9 protein-coding genes are annotated in these 16197 nt (G+C 62.6%); 2 read left to right on the plus strand and 7 right to left on the minus strand.

Annotation, left to right across the window (positions count from 1 at the left end):
* Window positions 1-14 precede the first annotated feature (14 nt).
* Window positions 15-1193 (minus strand): class I SAM-dependent rRNA methyltransferase, encoded by a 1179-nt coding sequence (locus DQG19_RS02620; RefSeq protein ID WP_116124660.1) that lies wholly within the window; start codon window positions 1191-1193, stop codon window positions 15-17.
* 310 nt (window positions 1194-1503) lie between these two features.
* On the opposite strand from DQG19_RS02620, the gene DQG19_RS02625 reads away from it, so the two are divergent.
* Window positions 1504-2460: a DUF4382 domain-containing protein gene (locus DQG19_RS02625; protein ID WP_116124661.1), complete on the plus strand. Its 957-nt coding sequence runs from the start codon at window positions 1504-1506 to the stop codon at window positions 2458-2460.
* 57 nt (window positions 2461-2517) lie between these two features.
* Here DQG19_RS02625 and DQG19_RS02630 read toward each other — a convergent pair whose 3' ends face one another.
* Window positions 2518-4098, minus strand: a complete 1581-nt coding sequence (locus tag DQG19_RS02630) for a hypothetical protein (RefSeq protein ID WP_116124662.1) — start codon at window positions 4096-4098, stop codon at window positions 2518-2520.
* 167 nt (window positions 4099-4265) lie between these two features.
* Between DQG19_RS02630 and DQG19_RS02635 the strand changes: the two genes are divergently transcribed.
* Window positions 4266-5336: an NAD(P)/FAD-dependent oxidoreductase gene (locus DQG19_RS02635; protein WP_232826423.1), complete on the plus strand. Its 1071-nt coding sequence runs from the start codon at window positions 4266-4268 to the stop codon at window positions 5334-5336.
* A 30-nt stretch (window positions 5337-5366) separates the two neighbouring features.
* Here the strand turns inward: DQG19_RS02635 and DQG19_RS02640 are convergent, their stop codons facing one another.
* From DQG19_RS02640 to DQG19_RS02660, 5 genes are all read right to left on the minus strand, one after another.
* A complete protein-coding gene (locus tag DQG19_RS02640; RefSeq protein WP_116124663.1) occupies window positions 5367-10829 on the minus strand; it encodes a CHAT domain-containing protein in 5463 nt (1820 codons plus the stop codon).
* A 194-nt stretch (window positions 10830-11023) separates the two neighbouring features.
* The gene (gene dnaK / locus DQG19_RS02645) at window positions 11024-12961 is read right to left on the minus strand and encodes a molecular chaperone DnaK (protein WP_116124664.1); all 1938 of its coding nucleotides are present in this window, start codon (window positions 12959-12961) and stop codon (window positions 11024-11026) included.
* Window positions 12962-13145: 184 nt separating this feature from the next.
* On the minus strand, window positions 13146-13838 hold the full coding sequence (locus DQG19_RS02650) for a ZIP family metal transporter (RefSeq protein WP_116124665.1): 693 nt from the start codon (window positions 13836-13838) through the stop codon (window positions 13146-13148).
* A 218-nt stretch (window positions 13839-14056) separates the two neighbouring features.
* Window positions 14057-14335, minus strand: a complete 279-nt coding sequence (locus DQG19_RS02655; RefSeq protein WP_116124666.1) for a TIGR03643 family protein — start codon at window positions 14333-14335, stop codon at window positions 14057-14059.
* A 38-nt stretch (window positions 14336-14373) separates the two neighbouring features.
* The gene (locus DQG19_RS02660) at window positions 14374-16188 is read right to left on the minus strand and encodes an alpha-amylase family glycosyl hydrolase (protein WP_116124667.1); all 1815 of its coding nucleotides are present in this window, start codon (window positions 16186-16188) and stop codon (window positions 14374-14376) included.
* Between the last annotated feature and the right edge of the window lie 9 nt (window positions 16189-16197).

A 16197-nucleotide genomic window follows, 5' to 3' on the forward strand; every position in this document is an offset into this window, starting at 1 on the left:
TACGCCCGCCGCCATCAGTCGACCTGCAGCACCAGCCCCTTAAGGTACTCTCCCTCGGGGTGGTAGAGGCTGACCGGATGATCGGGCGACTGGGCGAGTCGGTGCAACACCCGGGCGCTGCGGCCGCTTTCGAGCCCGGCCGCGACGATGGTATCGTAGAACAGCTGCCGGTCGACCACGCGGCTGCAACTGAAGGTGAAGAGCAGTCCCCCGGGGCGGAGGGCGGCCATGGCCCGGGCGTTGAGGCGCTTGTAGGCCTGTACCGCCTTGTGCCGGCGGTGCTTGTTCTTGGCGTAGGCGGGGGGATCTACTACGACGATATCGAAGGAGCGCGGTTCCGCTTCCTTGAGAAAGTCCATGACGTCGGCCATGTGGGCGGTGTGCCGGTCCGCGAAGTCGCCGTTCGCGGCCACGTTTGCCTCGGTCAGTGCCGTGGCGCGTTCGCTCAGGTCTACGCTCTGCACCTGCGCGGCGCCGCCCAGCAGGGCGTATACGCTGAAGCCTCCGGTATAGCAGAAGGTATTGAGCACCCGGCAGTCGCGGGCGTAACTGCCGAGCAGCCAGCGGTTGTCGCGCTGGTCCAGGAAGAATCCCGTCTTTTGTCCGTTCACCAGGTCCACCTGGAAGCGGCGGCCGTTCTCCAGCACGACCACCTCGTTGACCGCCGATCCGGCCAGGGTACCGTCGGTTGCCTGCCCCGCGTACCGCTGCGGCAGCGCCGCCGCGCTTTTATCGTAGACCGAATCGATGCCGGGCACCCGCAGCAGGGCCGCGGCGATCCGCTCGCGCTGCCGGTGCATGCCGATACTGTGGCACTGCACGACGGCCACGGAGGCGTAGCGGTCCACGATGAGGCCCGGCAGCCCGTCGCCGGCCGCGTGGACCAGCCGGTAGGCGTTGGTGAGGGGGTCTTCGGCGAGCCCGAGCCGGCCCCGCAAGGCCAGCGCGGTCGCGAGCCGCCGGTCGATCAGGTCCTCGGGATAGGGTGCGTCGCCGAAGTGCAGCATGCGTACCCGGATGCTCCCCTCCTGGTAGTGGCCGGTACCGAGGGCCTGGCCGGAAGCGTCCGACACCTGCACCAGGTCACCGTCTTCGAGCCCTTCCGCTTCGGTCTTGACGGCACCCGAGAACACCCAGGGGCTGAAGCGTTGCAGCGCGCCTTCGCGGCCGCGGTGGAGGGTAAGGGATTTCATGGTACCGGGTTTGGCGGGCAAAGGTAGAACTTCCGCCGGGAGCAGCGGCCGCTAGTCTTTACGAATAGACCGGTATACTACAAATCATTCGCGGCACGTTATGAGGCAGTACGCCGGTGGCACCTCCGCCCCGTCAGCGCAATCCGGGCGTTTACCCGATTGCCGGAGCGGATACAGTGTGTTCTTCCGGGATTCTCACCAGTACCCTACACGTGTCTCCTATATTATGTAGCAGTTCCACCTTGCCAATTTCCCCTAATTCTCGCGTCGTCGCGCCGTACACCGCAGCGACGGAGTAAACCTTTCCCCAATGAAATTTTCCCTTTGTTCCAGCAAGTTGCTGGTTGCCCTCACCGTCATGTTCTTCACCTTCAGCTGTGGTGAGGAAGAGCCCGCAACCCCCAGCGGGAGCGGCAGCGGTGATTTTACCGTCGAGATGACCGACGCCCCCCTCGACGACGCCAACGTGAAGGCCGTATTCGTCACCGTCTCCGAAGTACGCGTAGACGGACAGGCCATCGAAGGCTTCAGTGCTACCACCGTCAACGTGTCCGCCCTCACCGACGGCACCACCGAAACCCTTTTCGACGGGCAACTTGCCGCCGACAGCTATTCGAAGCTCGAACTCGTTCTGGAGGATGGCGCGGAAGCGGTAAACGGCGGCCCCGGCTGCTACGTGCTCACCAAGGACGACACCAAAGTTGCCCTGGAAGCCACCGGTGACGGCGTCCTCACCGTCAACAACTCGGATTTCACCATCACCGAGAGCGCCTCGGTCTCCGCCGTCGTGGACTTCGACCTCCGCAAGGCCCTCGTGCGCGCCGAAGACGAAACCAAGCCCTACAAGTTTGCCGCCGAGAGCCGGCTGGAGAATTCCCTCCGCTTCGTTAACAAGGACCGCAGCGGCACCCTCACCGGCACGGTAACCGATAATTCCGATACCGAAACCGAGATCGTGGTCTACGCCTACGCCAAGGGTACCTACCGCAGCAGCGAGGCCACCGGCGACAGCGACGACGAGCTCTTCCTCAACGCCGTGAGCAGCGCCACCGTCAACAGCAACATGGAGTACACCCTGGCCTTCCTCAGCGAGGGAGAGTACGAGCTGGTGGCCGTGGCCTACGACGACCGCGACGACGACGGCAAGACCGAGATGCAGGGCACCTTCAACATGTCCAGCGCCGCCAACCTCAACCTGACCGGCCTGAAGGTGAACGCCAAAAGCAGCACCACCGTCGACCTGACCCTGAGCGGATTGATCTTCTGATAAGGTCCTACCGCATTTTCGATCCCCCGCCGGCAGCTGCCGGCGGGGGATCGTCGTTTACTGCCCCGAGAGTGCTCCGGTCAGCATCTTCAGCAGGGTGCTTTCCTTATAGCGGGCGATGATCTCCCGCTGGTTCGCGTTCCAGGCCTCCCCCAGGGAGACCGGCAATTCGTTGAGGGGCTGGAAGGCGGCCAGGCGGTCCTGCGGGTAATCCTGGTAGAGATTATCGTAGTGGGTCTTGAGGTTGCCCAGCAGACGCTGGTACTTGGTACGGATCTCCTTGAGCTCGTTGCGCACGGTCTGCATCCGGAGTTCCTGGGCGTCCAGAAAATCCAGGGAGGCCGCGTCGAGTTCCGGGAACGAGCGTACGATGGCATCGTAAGAAGCGGTATAGTTGATGGTATTGTCGGCGATAAATTCCTTGCGCGGCCGGTCCGTGATATCGTCCATCAGCTGCCACTGCACGTTTTCCAGCTCGTTCATGAGGGTGCGCGCGACGATAACGTCCTGGTTGATCTTGTTCTGGAGGTCGAGGTCCTGCCCCATAAAGCGCTGCAGAATCGAGATGTACTGCTGATACTGGTGGTTCCGGGTGGTCAGTTCGTTGACCTTCCGGAGCACCTCCTCGTCCTCGATCGCCTCCAGGCGGATCTTGTTGCCGCGGTCGTCGCGGAAGTAGTGGGTGCCGTCGAGCTCGAGGATGGCGCGCTCTTCGCCGCGGCGGTCCGCGAGGGCCAGTCCACCGGAGAAGGCGTTGCCCATGAGGCCGATCAGGGTCGAAAACTTGCCGCCGAGGAGGAGGTTATCGACGGTCAGCGCGATCTCCTCGAAGTTAAACTGGGAGATGTCGCGCCGTACCTGCGAGAGCTCGGCCTTTTCACCGGAGTCGGCCTTCTTGATGAGGTCGTTGAAGTATTGCTGGAATTCGGGTGCCCCGAAGGGGTTGTAACTCTGGGTCTTCAGCCGTGCCAGGCCGGCGCTTTCCTCCCGGCCGATGAGTTCGCGCAGCACCTTGTGGTAGTTCTCGATGCGCTTTAGCTCCTCGGTGTAGCCGTTGCGCAGGTTGCGGTACCGGTCTGGCTTGGAGCTCAGCTGGCTGTCGTACGCCAGCTGGTTACGGATATTCTCAAGGCCGTAAGCCGTGTAGGGAATTACCTCTACCCGGCTGAGGATAAAGTATCCGTTCTGGCTCTGCAGGGTGATCTCTACCTCGTCTACGCCCACGGTCTGGCTCAGGTAGTAGATCTGGCGGTAGGTATCCGGACCGCCGAACTGGTACACGGCCCGGGCCGCCTCGATCTGCTTGTTGTCGGAGATCGGCTGGATCGTGATGGTGCCTTCGAGTCTGGGGTTGTCCACGAAGATGCTCGTATCGCCGGAGCCGATGATGCGGGCGTACAGGATGACCTGCCCGATGTTTTCGGCCGGCACGCGCAGGATAGAGGTGCCTTCGATGGAGGTAGTGTACTGGCCGGGCTGCAGGCCGTACACGCTGTCGATGGAGGTGCCAAAGCGGAAGTTGATCAGTTCACGTCCGGGGTGGTCGACGTCGAGTACGACCTTGGAGGACTCATCAAGCGTCTGCCGCTGAGCCACGGCGTTGCCGGTCAGCACGAGCAGGCAGCACAGGGTGAGCACCCCACGGAGCCGGGTGCGAAAGGAGACAGGTTGTGGATGGCCAGCGGGCCGAAGAACTGGTTTGTGGTACATAGTGCAAAATCTCTCTGTTGGCGGGCCGGTGAGGCACCGCGACCAAAGTAACGCATTTGCCGGTCGGGATATGCGGACCGGGAAGGGGACCGCGGGTGTACCTTGCGGCAAAAACCATCGACTACCTGATCGTAGGCCAGGGCCTGGCCGGCACTCTTATCGGTTACCGCCTGGAACGGGCGGGGCACCACGTCGACTACGTGGACGCGCCCGAACAACGCGCCGCGAGCAGCGTGGCCGCCGGCATCATCAACCCCATTACGGGCCGGCGGTTCGTAAAGAGCTGGCGCATCGACGAACTGCTGCCGGCCGCCCGCAGCCTCTACGGCGAGCTGGAAGCCCTGCTGGGGGTGCAACTGTGGTACGAGCTGCCGCTGATCCGCACCCTCTTCAACCGGGGCGACGAGAACGACTGGCTGGCGCGGGGAGGCGACCCCGCCTACGCCGGCTACCTGATCGACGATCCCGCCCTCGGCCGCATTCCGGAGCTCACACAACCGGCCTACGCCTACGCCGGCGTGGGCCACAGCGCGCGGGTCGACGTAGCTGCGCTCGTCTCCGCCTTTCGTGTCCGGCAACGGGACGCCGGCCGGTTCCACGCCGTAGCCCTTGCGTACCCGGACGTGGTGCCCGAGGGTGCGTCCGTCCGGGTAACGCTCGGCGGAGACCCGCGGCGGTATGACCGGGTCGTATTCTGCGAGGGATGGCTTGCCCGACACAATCCCTGGTTCGGCTACCTGCCCCACGGCGGAACCAAGGGTGAAGTACTGATCGTGCGTACCGCCGCACCCGCGCTCGACCGCCTGTTCAAGCACCGGATTTTCCTCGTGCCGCAGGGCCGGAACACCTACTGGGTAGGCGCTACCAACGCCAACCGCTTCGACGACGACTCCCCCACCCCGACCAACCGGCAGTACCTGGAGGACCGGCTGCGGGAGGTGCTCACCGTACCCTACGAGATCCTGGAACACCAGTCGGCGGTGCGCCCCACGGTCCGCGACCGGCGCCCGCTGCTCGGCCGGCACCCGAAACATCCGGCGCTGTCCATCTTTAACGGACTGGGCACCAAGGGGGCCTCGCTGGCTCCGCTCACGAGCCGGTGGCTGGTTGATCACCTGGAGGATGGGACTGCCCTCCCGCCGGAAGTGGACCTGGCGCGGTTCTAGTTCCGCCGCGGCGCGGGATCCAGTCTACGTTCAGCCCGGCCAACTGTCCGTAAGTGCGTCCAGAATCTGCTCCGCCTCGGCGCGCAGTTGCTTAAACGGACTCCCCAGCCGGTCGGACATCCGGATCAGGAATTCCAGGTGCTCTTTCTCGCCGAAGTAGTCGCGGACATTAATCGCCGTACCCAGTTGCTCGTCGTTGAGCAGGATAATTTCGCGGACCAGTTCATTGCGCTCCGCTCCGGACAGGTCATTACCGGCGGCGGAAACCACCAGTTTACACCGTCGGAGTTGCGTATCGGCCAGTTGCTCGTACAGTTCCTCGAATCGCTGGCGGCTGCCGGAGGGTTCCTGCAGCCACCCATCCAGGTACGAATAAGCGTCGAATCCGAGAGCTTTCGGTACGTTCACCGCGCGTTTCGGGTCGGTACTGCAGAAGGTCGCTAGGGTCAGAAAGCTGGTGACGTAGTAAATGCTGCTACGCTGCCCGGTCCCGTCGCGACGGGCCGCTGCCAGGTAGTTGTCCGCCGCGTACCGAAGGTACCTGGTGGTGTTGTCTGCAACACAAAGCATGGCCGCCCGCTTGTAGGTACTCGCCTTGGATGCCAGCAGGGCGTGGCCCGGTGAGATAAGCCTGGGAAGTCTCAGATCGTTGAGAATGCTCCTTAGCTCGTCGTTCTGCGCAGCCCCGTTTTCTCCCCCCGAAACTTCGGTGGACGCGGTGTCCGCCGCCGCGACGGCCCCCGTTTCCTGCTTCCAGGCCCGCTGGGCCACCAGGTGCTTGGCGCGGATGTTGCAGTACAGGTAGACATCTTCCACGCCGTAGGCATCGTCCGTTGCCTCGAAGAGCTCGCGCAGCCGCAGGAGGGCAACGGCGTAATCTCCCATGAGCACGTGGAACCGGGCCTCCAGCCGCTTGATCCGGGAGGTATAGCAGGGCGCGGCCTCCGCCCGCGCCACGATGGCGTGTACGTCCGTACGCAGTCCCTGTAGCAGGCTTGCGTCGCGGAAAGGGGGCAGGCTCCGCGATCGGGAGATGAGGTTTTCGAGTTCCAGCAGCAGTTCCTGCTCCAGCGAAAAGGAGCCCTCCGGCGCGGGCGTACTCGCTATCAGTTCGGTTTGGTAGTAGGGGTCGCCGTAGCACTGGTAAGCCCCCCAGGTATTGCGTTGGGTATGCTGCTCGTAACACACCTGCCGGGCACGGCGCACCGCCTCCCCGAAGTAGCACCCGGTGAGCATCTCCTCGTAGAATGTGCCGGCAAAGGTGGCCGCGGCCGCATCGTCGACCGCCCAGCCGGCCACGATCACGGCCTTCACCCCGATCTGGATCAGCTGGGTGCCAACGTTGGCGGCAAGGTCATGACGGTGAGCGTCGTAGGCTTCGACACCGGACCGCGTCGCCCCCAGGTGGCAGCAATTGATGAATACCAGTTCGGGCACATCGGACATCTGACGCAGGCTGCCGGGCGTGATCGGATCCGGGGAGCCGATTTCGATTCCTACGTGGTCGTTTTCGGGATCGTAAATGCCATGGGAAGCAATATGTACGATCTTGCTGCCGCGTCCCAGCAGCGCTTTGTAGATCGAGAGCGGCGAGGAATTGATTAGGCTGTTGACGCTATAGCCGTACAAATTCAGCCTGTCGGCTACCGCTGCCCCCTCCCTTGCCGCGCCCGGTATGTCCCCGAGCGCAATCCCTTCGTACCCCGGTTCCCGGGTAGCCGAAAAGTCGGACATCGCGATGACCAGCGCGCAGTTGTCGCGGACCAGGGCGGGCCGCACCCGTGCCGTAGCCGAATACAGTTGCCGGATCATGCCGCTGCGTACGAAGGTCGGCTGCTCGCCGCACTGGGGATCGTGAAACATCTCCCAGGGGAAGGAAGCGCTCTCCTCGTCCATCCGCCAACTGATGTTGCGGTGGTTCCGGATGAAGTCCTTGTACCGGTTGGGTACGAGCATCTCAAACAGCACCTTGGCGCTGACAGGATCCCAGGTACTCTCGCGGGCCATTTCCTCGGCCAGAAAGCGCGCCTGCCGCAGGTTGCTGATGACGAAGTCGCTGCTGATGGCCGCGGCCCGGTTGTCGGCGGTGAAGTCCAGGTACTTTCGGGAGTGCCCCCCCGGTTTTTTGGGCGGTTCGCTGCGTACCACGGTGGTGAAGGTCTGCCACCAACTTCGCCCGTTCTCCCGCAGGAACCGCTTCCGGCTACCGAACCCGCGCGTGATGGAGGGAGTAACCGCGAGGGGAAGTGATCGCTCACGGCTTGCGATGTCCTGCAACAGCTTGAAGCACTCATACGACCGGTCCTCATAAAAGTCCACGAACTGCACGTTGGTGATGGGCCGTAAACCGGGTCGCTGGCTGCGGAGCCGTACGATAAGTTCGTTAGCGCGCTGCACGCCCATCAGGATGCTGCGCACCGACTCGCGCAGCGGCATCTGCCCGTAGTCGCTTCCGATCAGTACCGTACTGATGCCCTGGGAAAAGGCTCCACCGGGGGGCGGATAGTGGTCGCGGCAGAATACGGCATACTTGAGTACCCCCTTTTCCACGGTTCGCATAAGGTTGTATCCGGTCAGTTCGTCCTTGTCTCCCAATCCCACGATCAGGGCCCCGCGGGGATAGGAAGCAGGATCAACGATCACGTCCTGCTCCCCGACGTCACCGGGATAGAAGCCCATCCCGTGCCGTTCGCTGAGCGTGCGGTTCAGGTAGCCGTCCAGTGCCCTTTCCGCGCTAACGATCCCGTCGTGGCTGAAGTGACCGACCATCACGGGGTACTCGGCCCACCGCAGATCGCCGTTGAAGACGGTGACCCGCACGGGGGCAACCTCCCCCGGTGCCCGACGCCGGCCGGGCTGGCCGCCCAGCAGATTTTCTACGGGCGAAAGTTCGGCTACGGGTGGCTGCGCGGCGGTCACCCGGTTGGCCACACCGACGGCGCCGCGGTACCCGCTGCCCGGGGGCGCGGTGTTGGAAAAGGTCGGTCGAGCCGTTTTGCCCGTGCGCAGCAGGTCCAGCAGGCCGGCGAAGAGTTCCGGGGCATTGGCCAGCTCGGCGTGCGGTACCCCGGTATAGTAAACGTTACCGCGCGGAATCTTGCGGGGAATCCCGCGGGCCCAGGTCACGCTGCCGTCGCCCTGGGCTACGGTTGTATACCGGATGCGTTTTCCTTTCCGGAAGAACGAATAGGTCTCCCGGAAGCCGTCGACCGTGGTCGGATAGTGACCGGCCACGTAGGTAATGTGCTTCCAGTCTTTCGCTTCCAGTTTGTCGATATAGTCCCGGGCACGTTGGCGGTAATCCGCCAGGTGCTCGAGCAGTTCTTCCGGTATTTCCGCCATATGTTCCTCCCCGACGGTCTTCCGGAGATCGCGCCAGTACCCGGCCTTGACCATTTCCGGCTCGTCGAGCGGCAATAACTCGTACAGTCCCGGCAGACGAGCCAGCACATGCAGCACTTGCTGGCGGCTGTGCTCAAAATCCAGCAGCCCCAGTTGGCGCACGCGTTTTCCGTGGCCCGTCAGGATCTCGGTGATGAGGTGGGACCCCCGCCAGGGCGTCCCCAGCAGGACTACCTGCGCACCAGGACGGCCGCGGTATTGCTTCCAGGAATCGGAATACTTGCCGATCCATTCGCGTACGACGAGCCCCCCCATCGAGTGGGCCAGCACGTACACCGGATACTCACTTTTGTGCGCCGCCTGCATTACGCTTTCCAGTTCGGTAGCTGCTTCTTCGAGCGACAGCCGCCAGTCGTAAGGCAGGACACGGACGCCCACCCCCTGCTCCTCCATCTTTCGCACGAAGCCGCCGTAAGAGCGCTCAACGAGGCTGCGGGCCTCGACATCGTTGGCACCGACGTGCAATCGCCGCACGAAGCCACCCCGGTGGAGGGCGCCGACACTCACCCACTGGCAGTCGTTGCCGGCGTAGAGGTTGGACCCCATGATGCCCGGCAGCAGTACGATCGTAGGTTTGGTAAAGTTGTTTCCGTTCGAGATCAGGTCCCCCACATCCGAAGCGGGTCCGGAGGTGGCCTCCTCCCCCAGTTGGTCGCGGAGAGTCACCCCGGTGGGTGGCGGATTCCCCTCCAGCAGGCTCACCACGATCTCCATGTGAAAGGGCTCGTCGAAGTAGCTGAAGTGATCGACGTGCTCCCCCTCCACCCGGCATACCTGATTGACCTCCCGTCGGAGTATACCCCGTGACATACTGGAGGAATTCACCACCAGATCGTTTTCGTGCCAGTAATACAAATTGGCCAGGATGACCTTGAGCGACGTGAGCACCCCACCCCCTACGTCGGCGTCGCCTACGATGCTAAAGAGCTTGCAGGGCAGGTGCAGCGTCGGATTGTTATTGACCTTACTGTAGGCGCGATCAGGAACCATGGCGTAGAGTCCCGGAAAGATGGCGGGATCGGACCGCTGGTCAATGACTTCCAGGATAAATTCCTTCACGAGCTGGTACAGGGGGCTCAGCCCCAACCCCGTACCCTGACCGACCAGCGCGAGCATGGCATTCAGGTAGTGATCCAGCCGCTCCGAGAGTAGCACGGTCCCCTGCGCGGGACAGGCTACGCGTACGATCCGGTCCACGCGTAGGTTCCGCGACGCTGCGGCGCTGCCCAGCTGCTCCATAGCCGTCAGCAGTTCGCTACCGTCGGCATCCGACGCATCGAAATCGGCCTGCACCCGTCCGATTTCCTCCTTCCGAAACCCCTTATCCATCAGTCGACCGTCGCAGCGGGCCAGGGCGTCCGCGACCAACCCGCCCCGGGAGTGGGTGATCAGGTCCAATTCCAGGTCGTCCGGCAGCGTAGCCAGTAACTCAAGGGCATTACCGACGGGTGACACCGTGAGCGTCGCGTGATTGAAGGCGTACACCCTCCCATCGTACCGTTCGTGGATCCGCTGCCAGAAGCGCGGCTCGACACCGGCAAAGCCCTGCTCGAAATTCGATATGGTGCCGTGGATGAAAACCAATGCTTTGCCACCGGGGTGTATGGCAGGCACCGCTGCCCCCAGCTCCCCCCGCGCCGACACGGCAAATAGCCCCCGCCGCGCCAGGAGGTGGGCATCGATCCGGTGGGCCACCTGACCGGCGGTGGTGCGTGCGGCCGTGTCGACCGCACGGCGGGTAATGATCTCGAGTACCTTGGCCTTCACCTCCTGCAGGAACCCGCGGGTCTGGTCCGTAGGGGCCCCGATGGTATTGGGCACCAGGAAGCCGCTCGAATCCCCACGGGCGGGCGACAGGTAGGTTCCGTAGACTTCCGGCAGGTCGTCCGGCAGACCGAGCCACTCCACCCCTTCCTCCGTACGAAGGTTGACGATCTCCGTTGTCAGGTTTTCCGGGTAGGACATGCTCTGCGCCCGGTTATTCTGTAATTCGTAGGCCGCACGTACCGTAAAATCTCCGGGTATGCGATCACCGATTTCCCGCTCGGTCAGGCGGTTTCCACGGATCGTGAGGGTGTAGGGTTCGGTCATAGCGTCGCGAGTGTAACGGAGGGAAGCGAAGTAGCGCAAATCACTCTTGAGCTACCGGATTTATCGCTGTTTCCCACCGGTCTATACCTCCCGCCGGACAAGAGTTACCCGTCACGATGACTGACCGGCATAAAAAAAGCCCCCCGACCGCGTGGCCGGGGGGCTTACTCTTCTGACGCGGTCAGGCGGGAGGCTTACTTGCCCTCCACTTCCTCGAACTCCACGTCCTGTACGTCGTCGGCTCCACCGGTTGCTCCGGTATTAGCGGCACCTGCACCCGCACCGGGTCCGGCGTTGCCCTTTCCGGCGTCGGCCGTAGCACCGGGGTCCTGCTGGGCCTGGTACATGTCCTGGCTGGCGGCGTTCCAGGCGGCGGTGAGCGCTTCCGTAGCCGAATCGATCTTGTCGATATCCTCGGCCTTGTGGGCTTCGCGCAGGTCGTTGAGGCTCGTCTCGATGGCCGTCTTCTTCTCGGCGGGAATCTTCTCGCCGAACTCCTTGAGTTGCTTCTCCGTCTGGAAGACCAACTGGTCGGCACCGTTCAGCTTCTCGATCCGCTCGCGGGCGGCCTTATCGGCTTCCTCGTTAGCGGCGGCTTCGGCCTTCATGCGCTCGATGTCTTCCTTGTTGAGTCCGGTACCGGCCTCGATCTTGATCGACTGCTCCTTACCGGTACCCTTGTCCTTGGCGGTTACGCTGAGGATACCGTTGGCGTCCATATCGAAGGTCACCTCGATCTGGGGTACGCCGCGGGGGGCGGGCGGAATGTCGCTCAGGACGAAGCGGCCGATGGGGCGGTTGTCCTTGGCCATCTGGCGGGCACCCTGGAGTACGTGGATTTCCACGCTGGGCTGGTTGTCACTGGCGGTGGAGTACACCTTGGACTTCTTGACGGGGATCGTGCTGTTGGACTCGATCACGGTGTCGAATACACCACCCATGGTCTCGATACCGAGGCTGAGCGGGGTTACGTCCAGCAGAAGTACGTCTTGTACGTCGCCGCTGAGTACACCACCCTGGATAGCGGCACCGATGGCTACTACTTCGTCGGGGTTGACGCTCTTGTTGGCTTTCTTGCCAAAGAACTTCTCGACGGCTTCCTGGATGGCGGGGATCCGGGTGGAACCACCGACCAGAATGACCTCGTCGATCTCGCTGTTGCTCACGCCGGCGTCGGCCATGGCCTTCTTGCAGGGCTCCAGCGTACGCTGGACCAGCTGGTCGGCGAGCTGCTCGAACTTGGCGCGGCTGATCTTGATGACCAGGTGCTTGGGCACGCCGTCTACTGCGGTGATGTAGGGCAGGTTGACTTCGGTCTCCATGGAGCTGGAGAGCTCGATCTTTGCCTTCTCGGCGGCTTCCTTGAGGCGCTGGAGGGCCATGGGATCCTTCTTCAGGTCCATGTTCTCCTGCTTCTTGAATTCGTCGGCGAGGAAGTCGATGAGTACGCGGTCGAAGTCGTCACCACCCAGGTGGGTATCACCATTGGTAGACTTCACTTCGAATACACCCTCACCCAGGTCCAGGATGGAGATATCGAAGGTACCGCCACCGAGGTCATAGACGGCGATCGTCATGTCCTTGCTCCGCTTGTCCAGGCCGTATGCCAGGGCGGCCGCGGTAGGCTCGTTGATTATGCGGCGAACGGTAAGTCCGGCCACCTCGCCGGCCTCCTTGGTGGCCTGACGCTGGGAGTCGTTGAAGTAGGCGGGCACCGTCACTACGGCTTCCGTCACTTCGGTACCAAGAAAGTCCTCGGCGATCTTCTTCATTTTCTGGAGGACCATGGCGCTGATCTCCTGGGGGGTGTACTTCCGCCCGTCGATCTCTACCTGTGCCAGTCCGTTGTCGCCCTTGACGACTTTGTAGGCACTGCGGTCCACTTCATTCTTCACTTCGTCAAAGCGCTGTCCCATGTAGCGCTTGATCGATGCGACCGTCCGCGTGGGGTTGGTAATGGCCTGGCGCTTGGCCGGCTCGCCGATCTTGCGCTCTCCGGCATCCAGGAACGCCACGATCGAGGGAGTCGTGTTACGGCCCTCGTCGTTATAGATTACGGTGGGCTCGTTGCCCTCCATTACCGCCACGCATGAGTTGGTCGTACCTAAATCAATTCCGATAATCTTGCTCATACGATTGTTATTTCTAAATTTTTCGACAAAACTGTCGCCCCTTATAGTGCAACCACCGTGCCAACCGGCGCGGTTCGGGTTTTCTGCCGGTTTTTCGGACGCGGACGCGGGTGCGGGGCGATTTGGCAGGGTACAGCGGTGCCATAGTTGACAAATTGTCAGCCGTCGGTCAATACCGCACCCCTTACCCCAGCGTATCCAGGTAGAGGGCCACGCACAGCCCAATACCGGCCGCCACGCCAGCGACGTAGTTGTCCTGTTTGAAGGCCTTGGGAAATACTTCGATGGCCAGGGAGCCCACCACCGCCCCGCCGGCGAAGCAGCGGATGTACATCAGAATCTCCTCGGGGACGTCCGCCAGCAGGTAGTGACCGGCAAGTGCCGCTCCGGAAAGCAACACGGCCGCTCCCCCCCACAGCCACATCGTCTCCCCGTCCGAGGTACCGTCCTGTGACATGCGCCGGGCCCCGCCGGCCGCTTCCGGAAGATTAGATAACAGGATAGAACCCGATAGCGCGGCCACCGCCATTGGGTCGGCCCCGATCAGGGATACGCCCAAAGCCAGGTTTTCCGGTACTCCATCCAACGTTATCGCCGCCAGCAGACCACCCCCTGCCCCGGAACTCCACACCTCATCTACCAGGTAATCGAGACCGGCGAATACCAAGGCACCGGCCAGTACGACCGCCAGGCCCCACCCGACCGGTACTTCCTTGATCGAAGGCTCGATAAGTTCCAGGACGGCCGAGACGATCAGCGCACCACCCGCCAGCGCAACAATAAAGCCCTCGGTAGCTTCGGATAAGCTCCCATACACCCCCCAGGCGGCACCCGCGACGAGAGCACCGGATACGACTAGAATTACGATGATGGTCATTGCCTCTGGATCTTTAGTGACGACGAATTTCTCCTAGATACCCGGTGGTGGCTTTCGGGTTCATAGCGAGCCACCAGATCCGCGCTTGATCGTTACACACCACGTGCCGCCCGCAGCACGGCCAGTGTACATCGCACCTGCCTGCCGGCCCATGGCAGCCTATCGTTGGGCACGTTGAGATAGTCCGGAGACGCAAGATTCCCAGCGGGCAGCCTGGATTAGTCCTTCGACTTGCGGTTGTGGCTGATCGTCCGCTGGTTGTCCGATTTGAAGCGCGTCATGCCTTCCTGCCGCAGGGCCCGGTGCTTGGTCGACCGACCCTGCACGCGGGCCCGCCAGCGCTTGAAGCTGCCGGGCTTGAGCTCCCGGCGCATGAGCTCGATCACCTCCGGCTCCGCGAGACCGAACTGAAATTCGATCGCCGAGAAGGGCGTACGATCTTCCCAGGCCATTTCAATGACCCGGTCGATGTCGCGGAGGGAGAGTGAGTCGTTCATACCCCTTAAAGTAAATAGCGGGTAGTGTGGTTGTGCAATCAGTCTTCCCGCGGGATCAGGGCGTAGATGTGCCCGGCGTAGGGGGCCAGCGACAGCATCACCCGGTGGTGATGACCGTCCTGCTCCACGGCCTCCGATTCCAGGTGGGGGTAAACGGCGGCGTCCACGTTGTGGTCGCTGTAGCCTACCCAGTTGCTGTCGAAGGTGAGTTGCCAGTGACTGTCGAAGTTTATGCCGATCGCGTATCCGTCGAAGCTGTCGTTACTGAAGTTCAGTATCGTCAGGACACCGTCGCGGGTCGGATCGTCGTACCAGCGCAGGTAGGCGATCACCTTGTCGTGGTCGTCGACCTTGAGCAGCTGGGTATGCTGTCCCTGCAGTCCGCGGGTGTTTCCATTCAGGTTACGGCGCTGGCGGATCAGGTCGCGGTACATGGCATTGATGCCGCTGTGTGTCTTCAGGCGCTTCCAGTCGAGCGGATCCTGGTCGCTGAACCAGCGATCTTCCAGCAGGGCCTGCCCCTGAAAGAGCATGGGTATACCCGGCGCGGTAAGGGTCATGACGGCCCCAAGGGCGGCGCGCTTGACCGAAAAGTAATTGTCCACCTTGCCTTCCTCGCCGGCGATCTCCTCTACGACGCGCGATTTGCCGTTGGAGACCTCGTCGTGGCTCTCGGTATAGACCGTCCGGCTAAAGGCGTTATCGGAGTAGCGGCGCAGCAGGGCGGTGCTTACCGTGTGCATATTGCGGTGGGCGTCTTCCGAGGTAATGATGGCCTCCCGGACGGGGTGAACAAAGTCACCGTCCCACTGGGTTCCGAACCCGCAGCCGCCGGATTCGGGGCTATCGGTCACGAAGGCGTTGCCGTGCAGGTCTTCCGCTACGGTAATCTTGTGGGGGTACTGCTCGCGGATGCTCTCGTTGATCCAGCGCAGCAAGCTGTAGCCTTCCTCGAGACGGTCACCATCGTCCTCACCACCGCTGACGTGGCGCATGTAGGGGATCATGTCCATCCGCAACCCGTCGCAGCGGAATTCCTCCAGCCACATGAGGGCGTTGTCGTGGATGTATACGCGGACCTCATCGCGGCCGTAGTCGGGCCGGGTGTCACCCCAGGGGGTGCTGCTCCGCCAGTCGTTGTAGAAGTAAATGCCGCCCTTGTCGTTCTCGTACCAGCCGTCGATCTGCCAGAGGGCCAGATCGCTCGGTCCGAAGTGGTTGTAGACCACGTCCAGCACCACGGCGATTCCTTCCGCATGGGCGGCCTTGACCAACCGCTTGAGCCCGTCCGGGCCACCGTAGGCTTCCTCGACCGCGAAGGGGTGGGCCGGATTGTAGCCCCAGCTGAAATCGCCTGCGAATTCGCAGACCGGCATGACGTGGATACAGTTGATACCCAGGTCGACCAGGTAATCGAGCTTCTCGATGACCGAGTCGAAGGTGCCGGGACGGCCTTTTTCCTTCACGTTGAAGGTGCCGACGTGCAGCTCATAGATCACCAACTCGTTCCAGCCGGGCATTGTGAAGTTGTCGTCCTCCCAGTCGAAGTCGTCGGCGTAGACGATAGCGTTGCCAACCGATTGGGTGACGCGGCGGGCGCGGGGGTCGATCCGCTGGCGACGCTCGCCGTCGGCCCCGACGATGATGTACTGGTATTCGGAGCCCTTCTTGGCCCCTTTGGCGGTGCCGTACCAGTTGCCGGAGCCGTCGGGCTCGAGCGCGGTACCGCGCTTGCTCCACTTGTTGAAGTCACCGGTTACGGCGACGGATTTTGCGTTGGGGGCCCAGAGGCCAAAGGTCACGGCGTCTCCCGAAACGGCCGCGCCGAGGGATACAGTAAGGGTGTCGTTCATTACTGTATA

The organism is Lewinella sp. IMCC34183 (assembly GCF_003390915.1).
In the GTDB taxonomy this organism is placed as follows: domain Bacteria; phylum Bacteroidota; class Bacteroidia; order Chitinophagales; family Saprospiraceae; genus Neolewinella.

Bases quoted from the DNA above. Each gene is read 5' to 3' on its own strand.
- DQG19_RS02620 (WP_116124660.1), bottom strand. From the start codon at position 1,193: ATGAAATCCCTTACCCTCCACCGCGGCCGCGAAGGCGCGCTGCAACGC.
- DQG19_RS02625 (WP_116124661.1), top strand. From the start codon at position 1,504: ATGAAATTTTCCCTTTGTTCCAGCAAGTTGCTGGTTGCCCTCACCGTC.
- DQG19_RS02660 (WP_116124667.1), bottom strand. From the start codon at position 16,188: ATGAACGACACCCTTACTGTATCCCTCGGCGCGGCCGTTTCGGGAGAC.
- DQG19_RS02640 (WP_116124663.1), bottom strand. From the start codon at position 10,829: ATGACCGAACCCTACACCCTCACGATCCGTGGAAACCGCCTGACCGAG.
- DQG19_RS02655 (WP_116124666.1), bottom strand. From the start codon at position 14,335: ATGAACGACTCACTCTCCCTCCGCGACATCGACCGGGTCATTGAAATG.
- dnaK (WP_116124664.1), bottom strand. From the start codon at position 12,961: ATGAGCAAGATTATCGGAATTGATTTAGGTACGACCAACTCATGCGTG.
- DQG19_RS02650 (WP_116124665.1), bottom strand. From the start codon at position 13,838: ATGACCATCATCGTAATTCTAGTCGTATCCGGTGCTCTCGTCGCGGGT.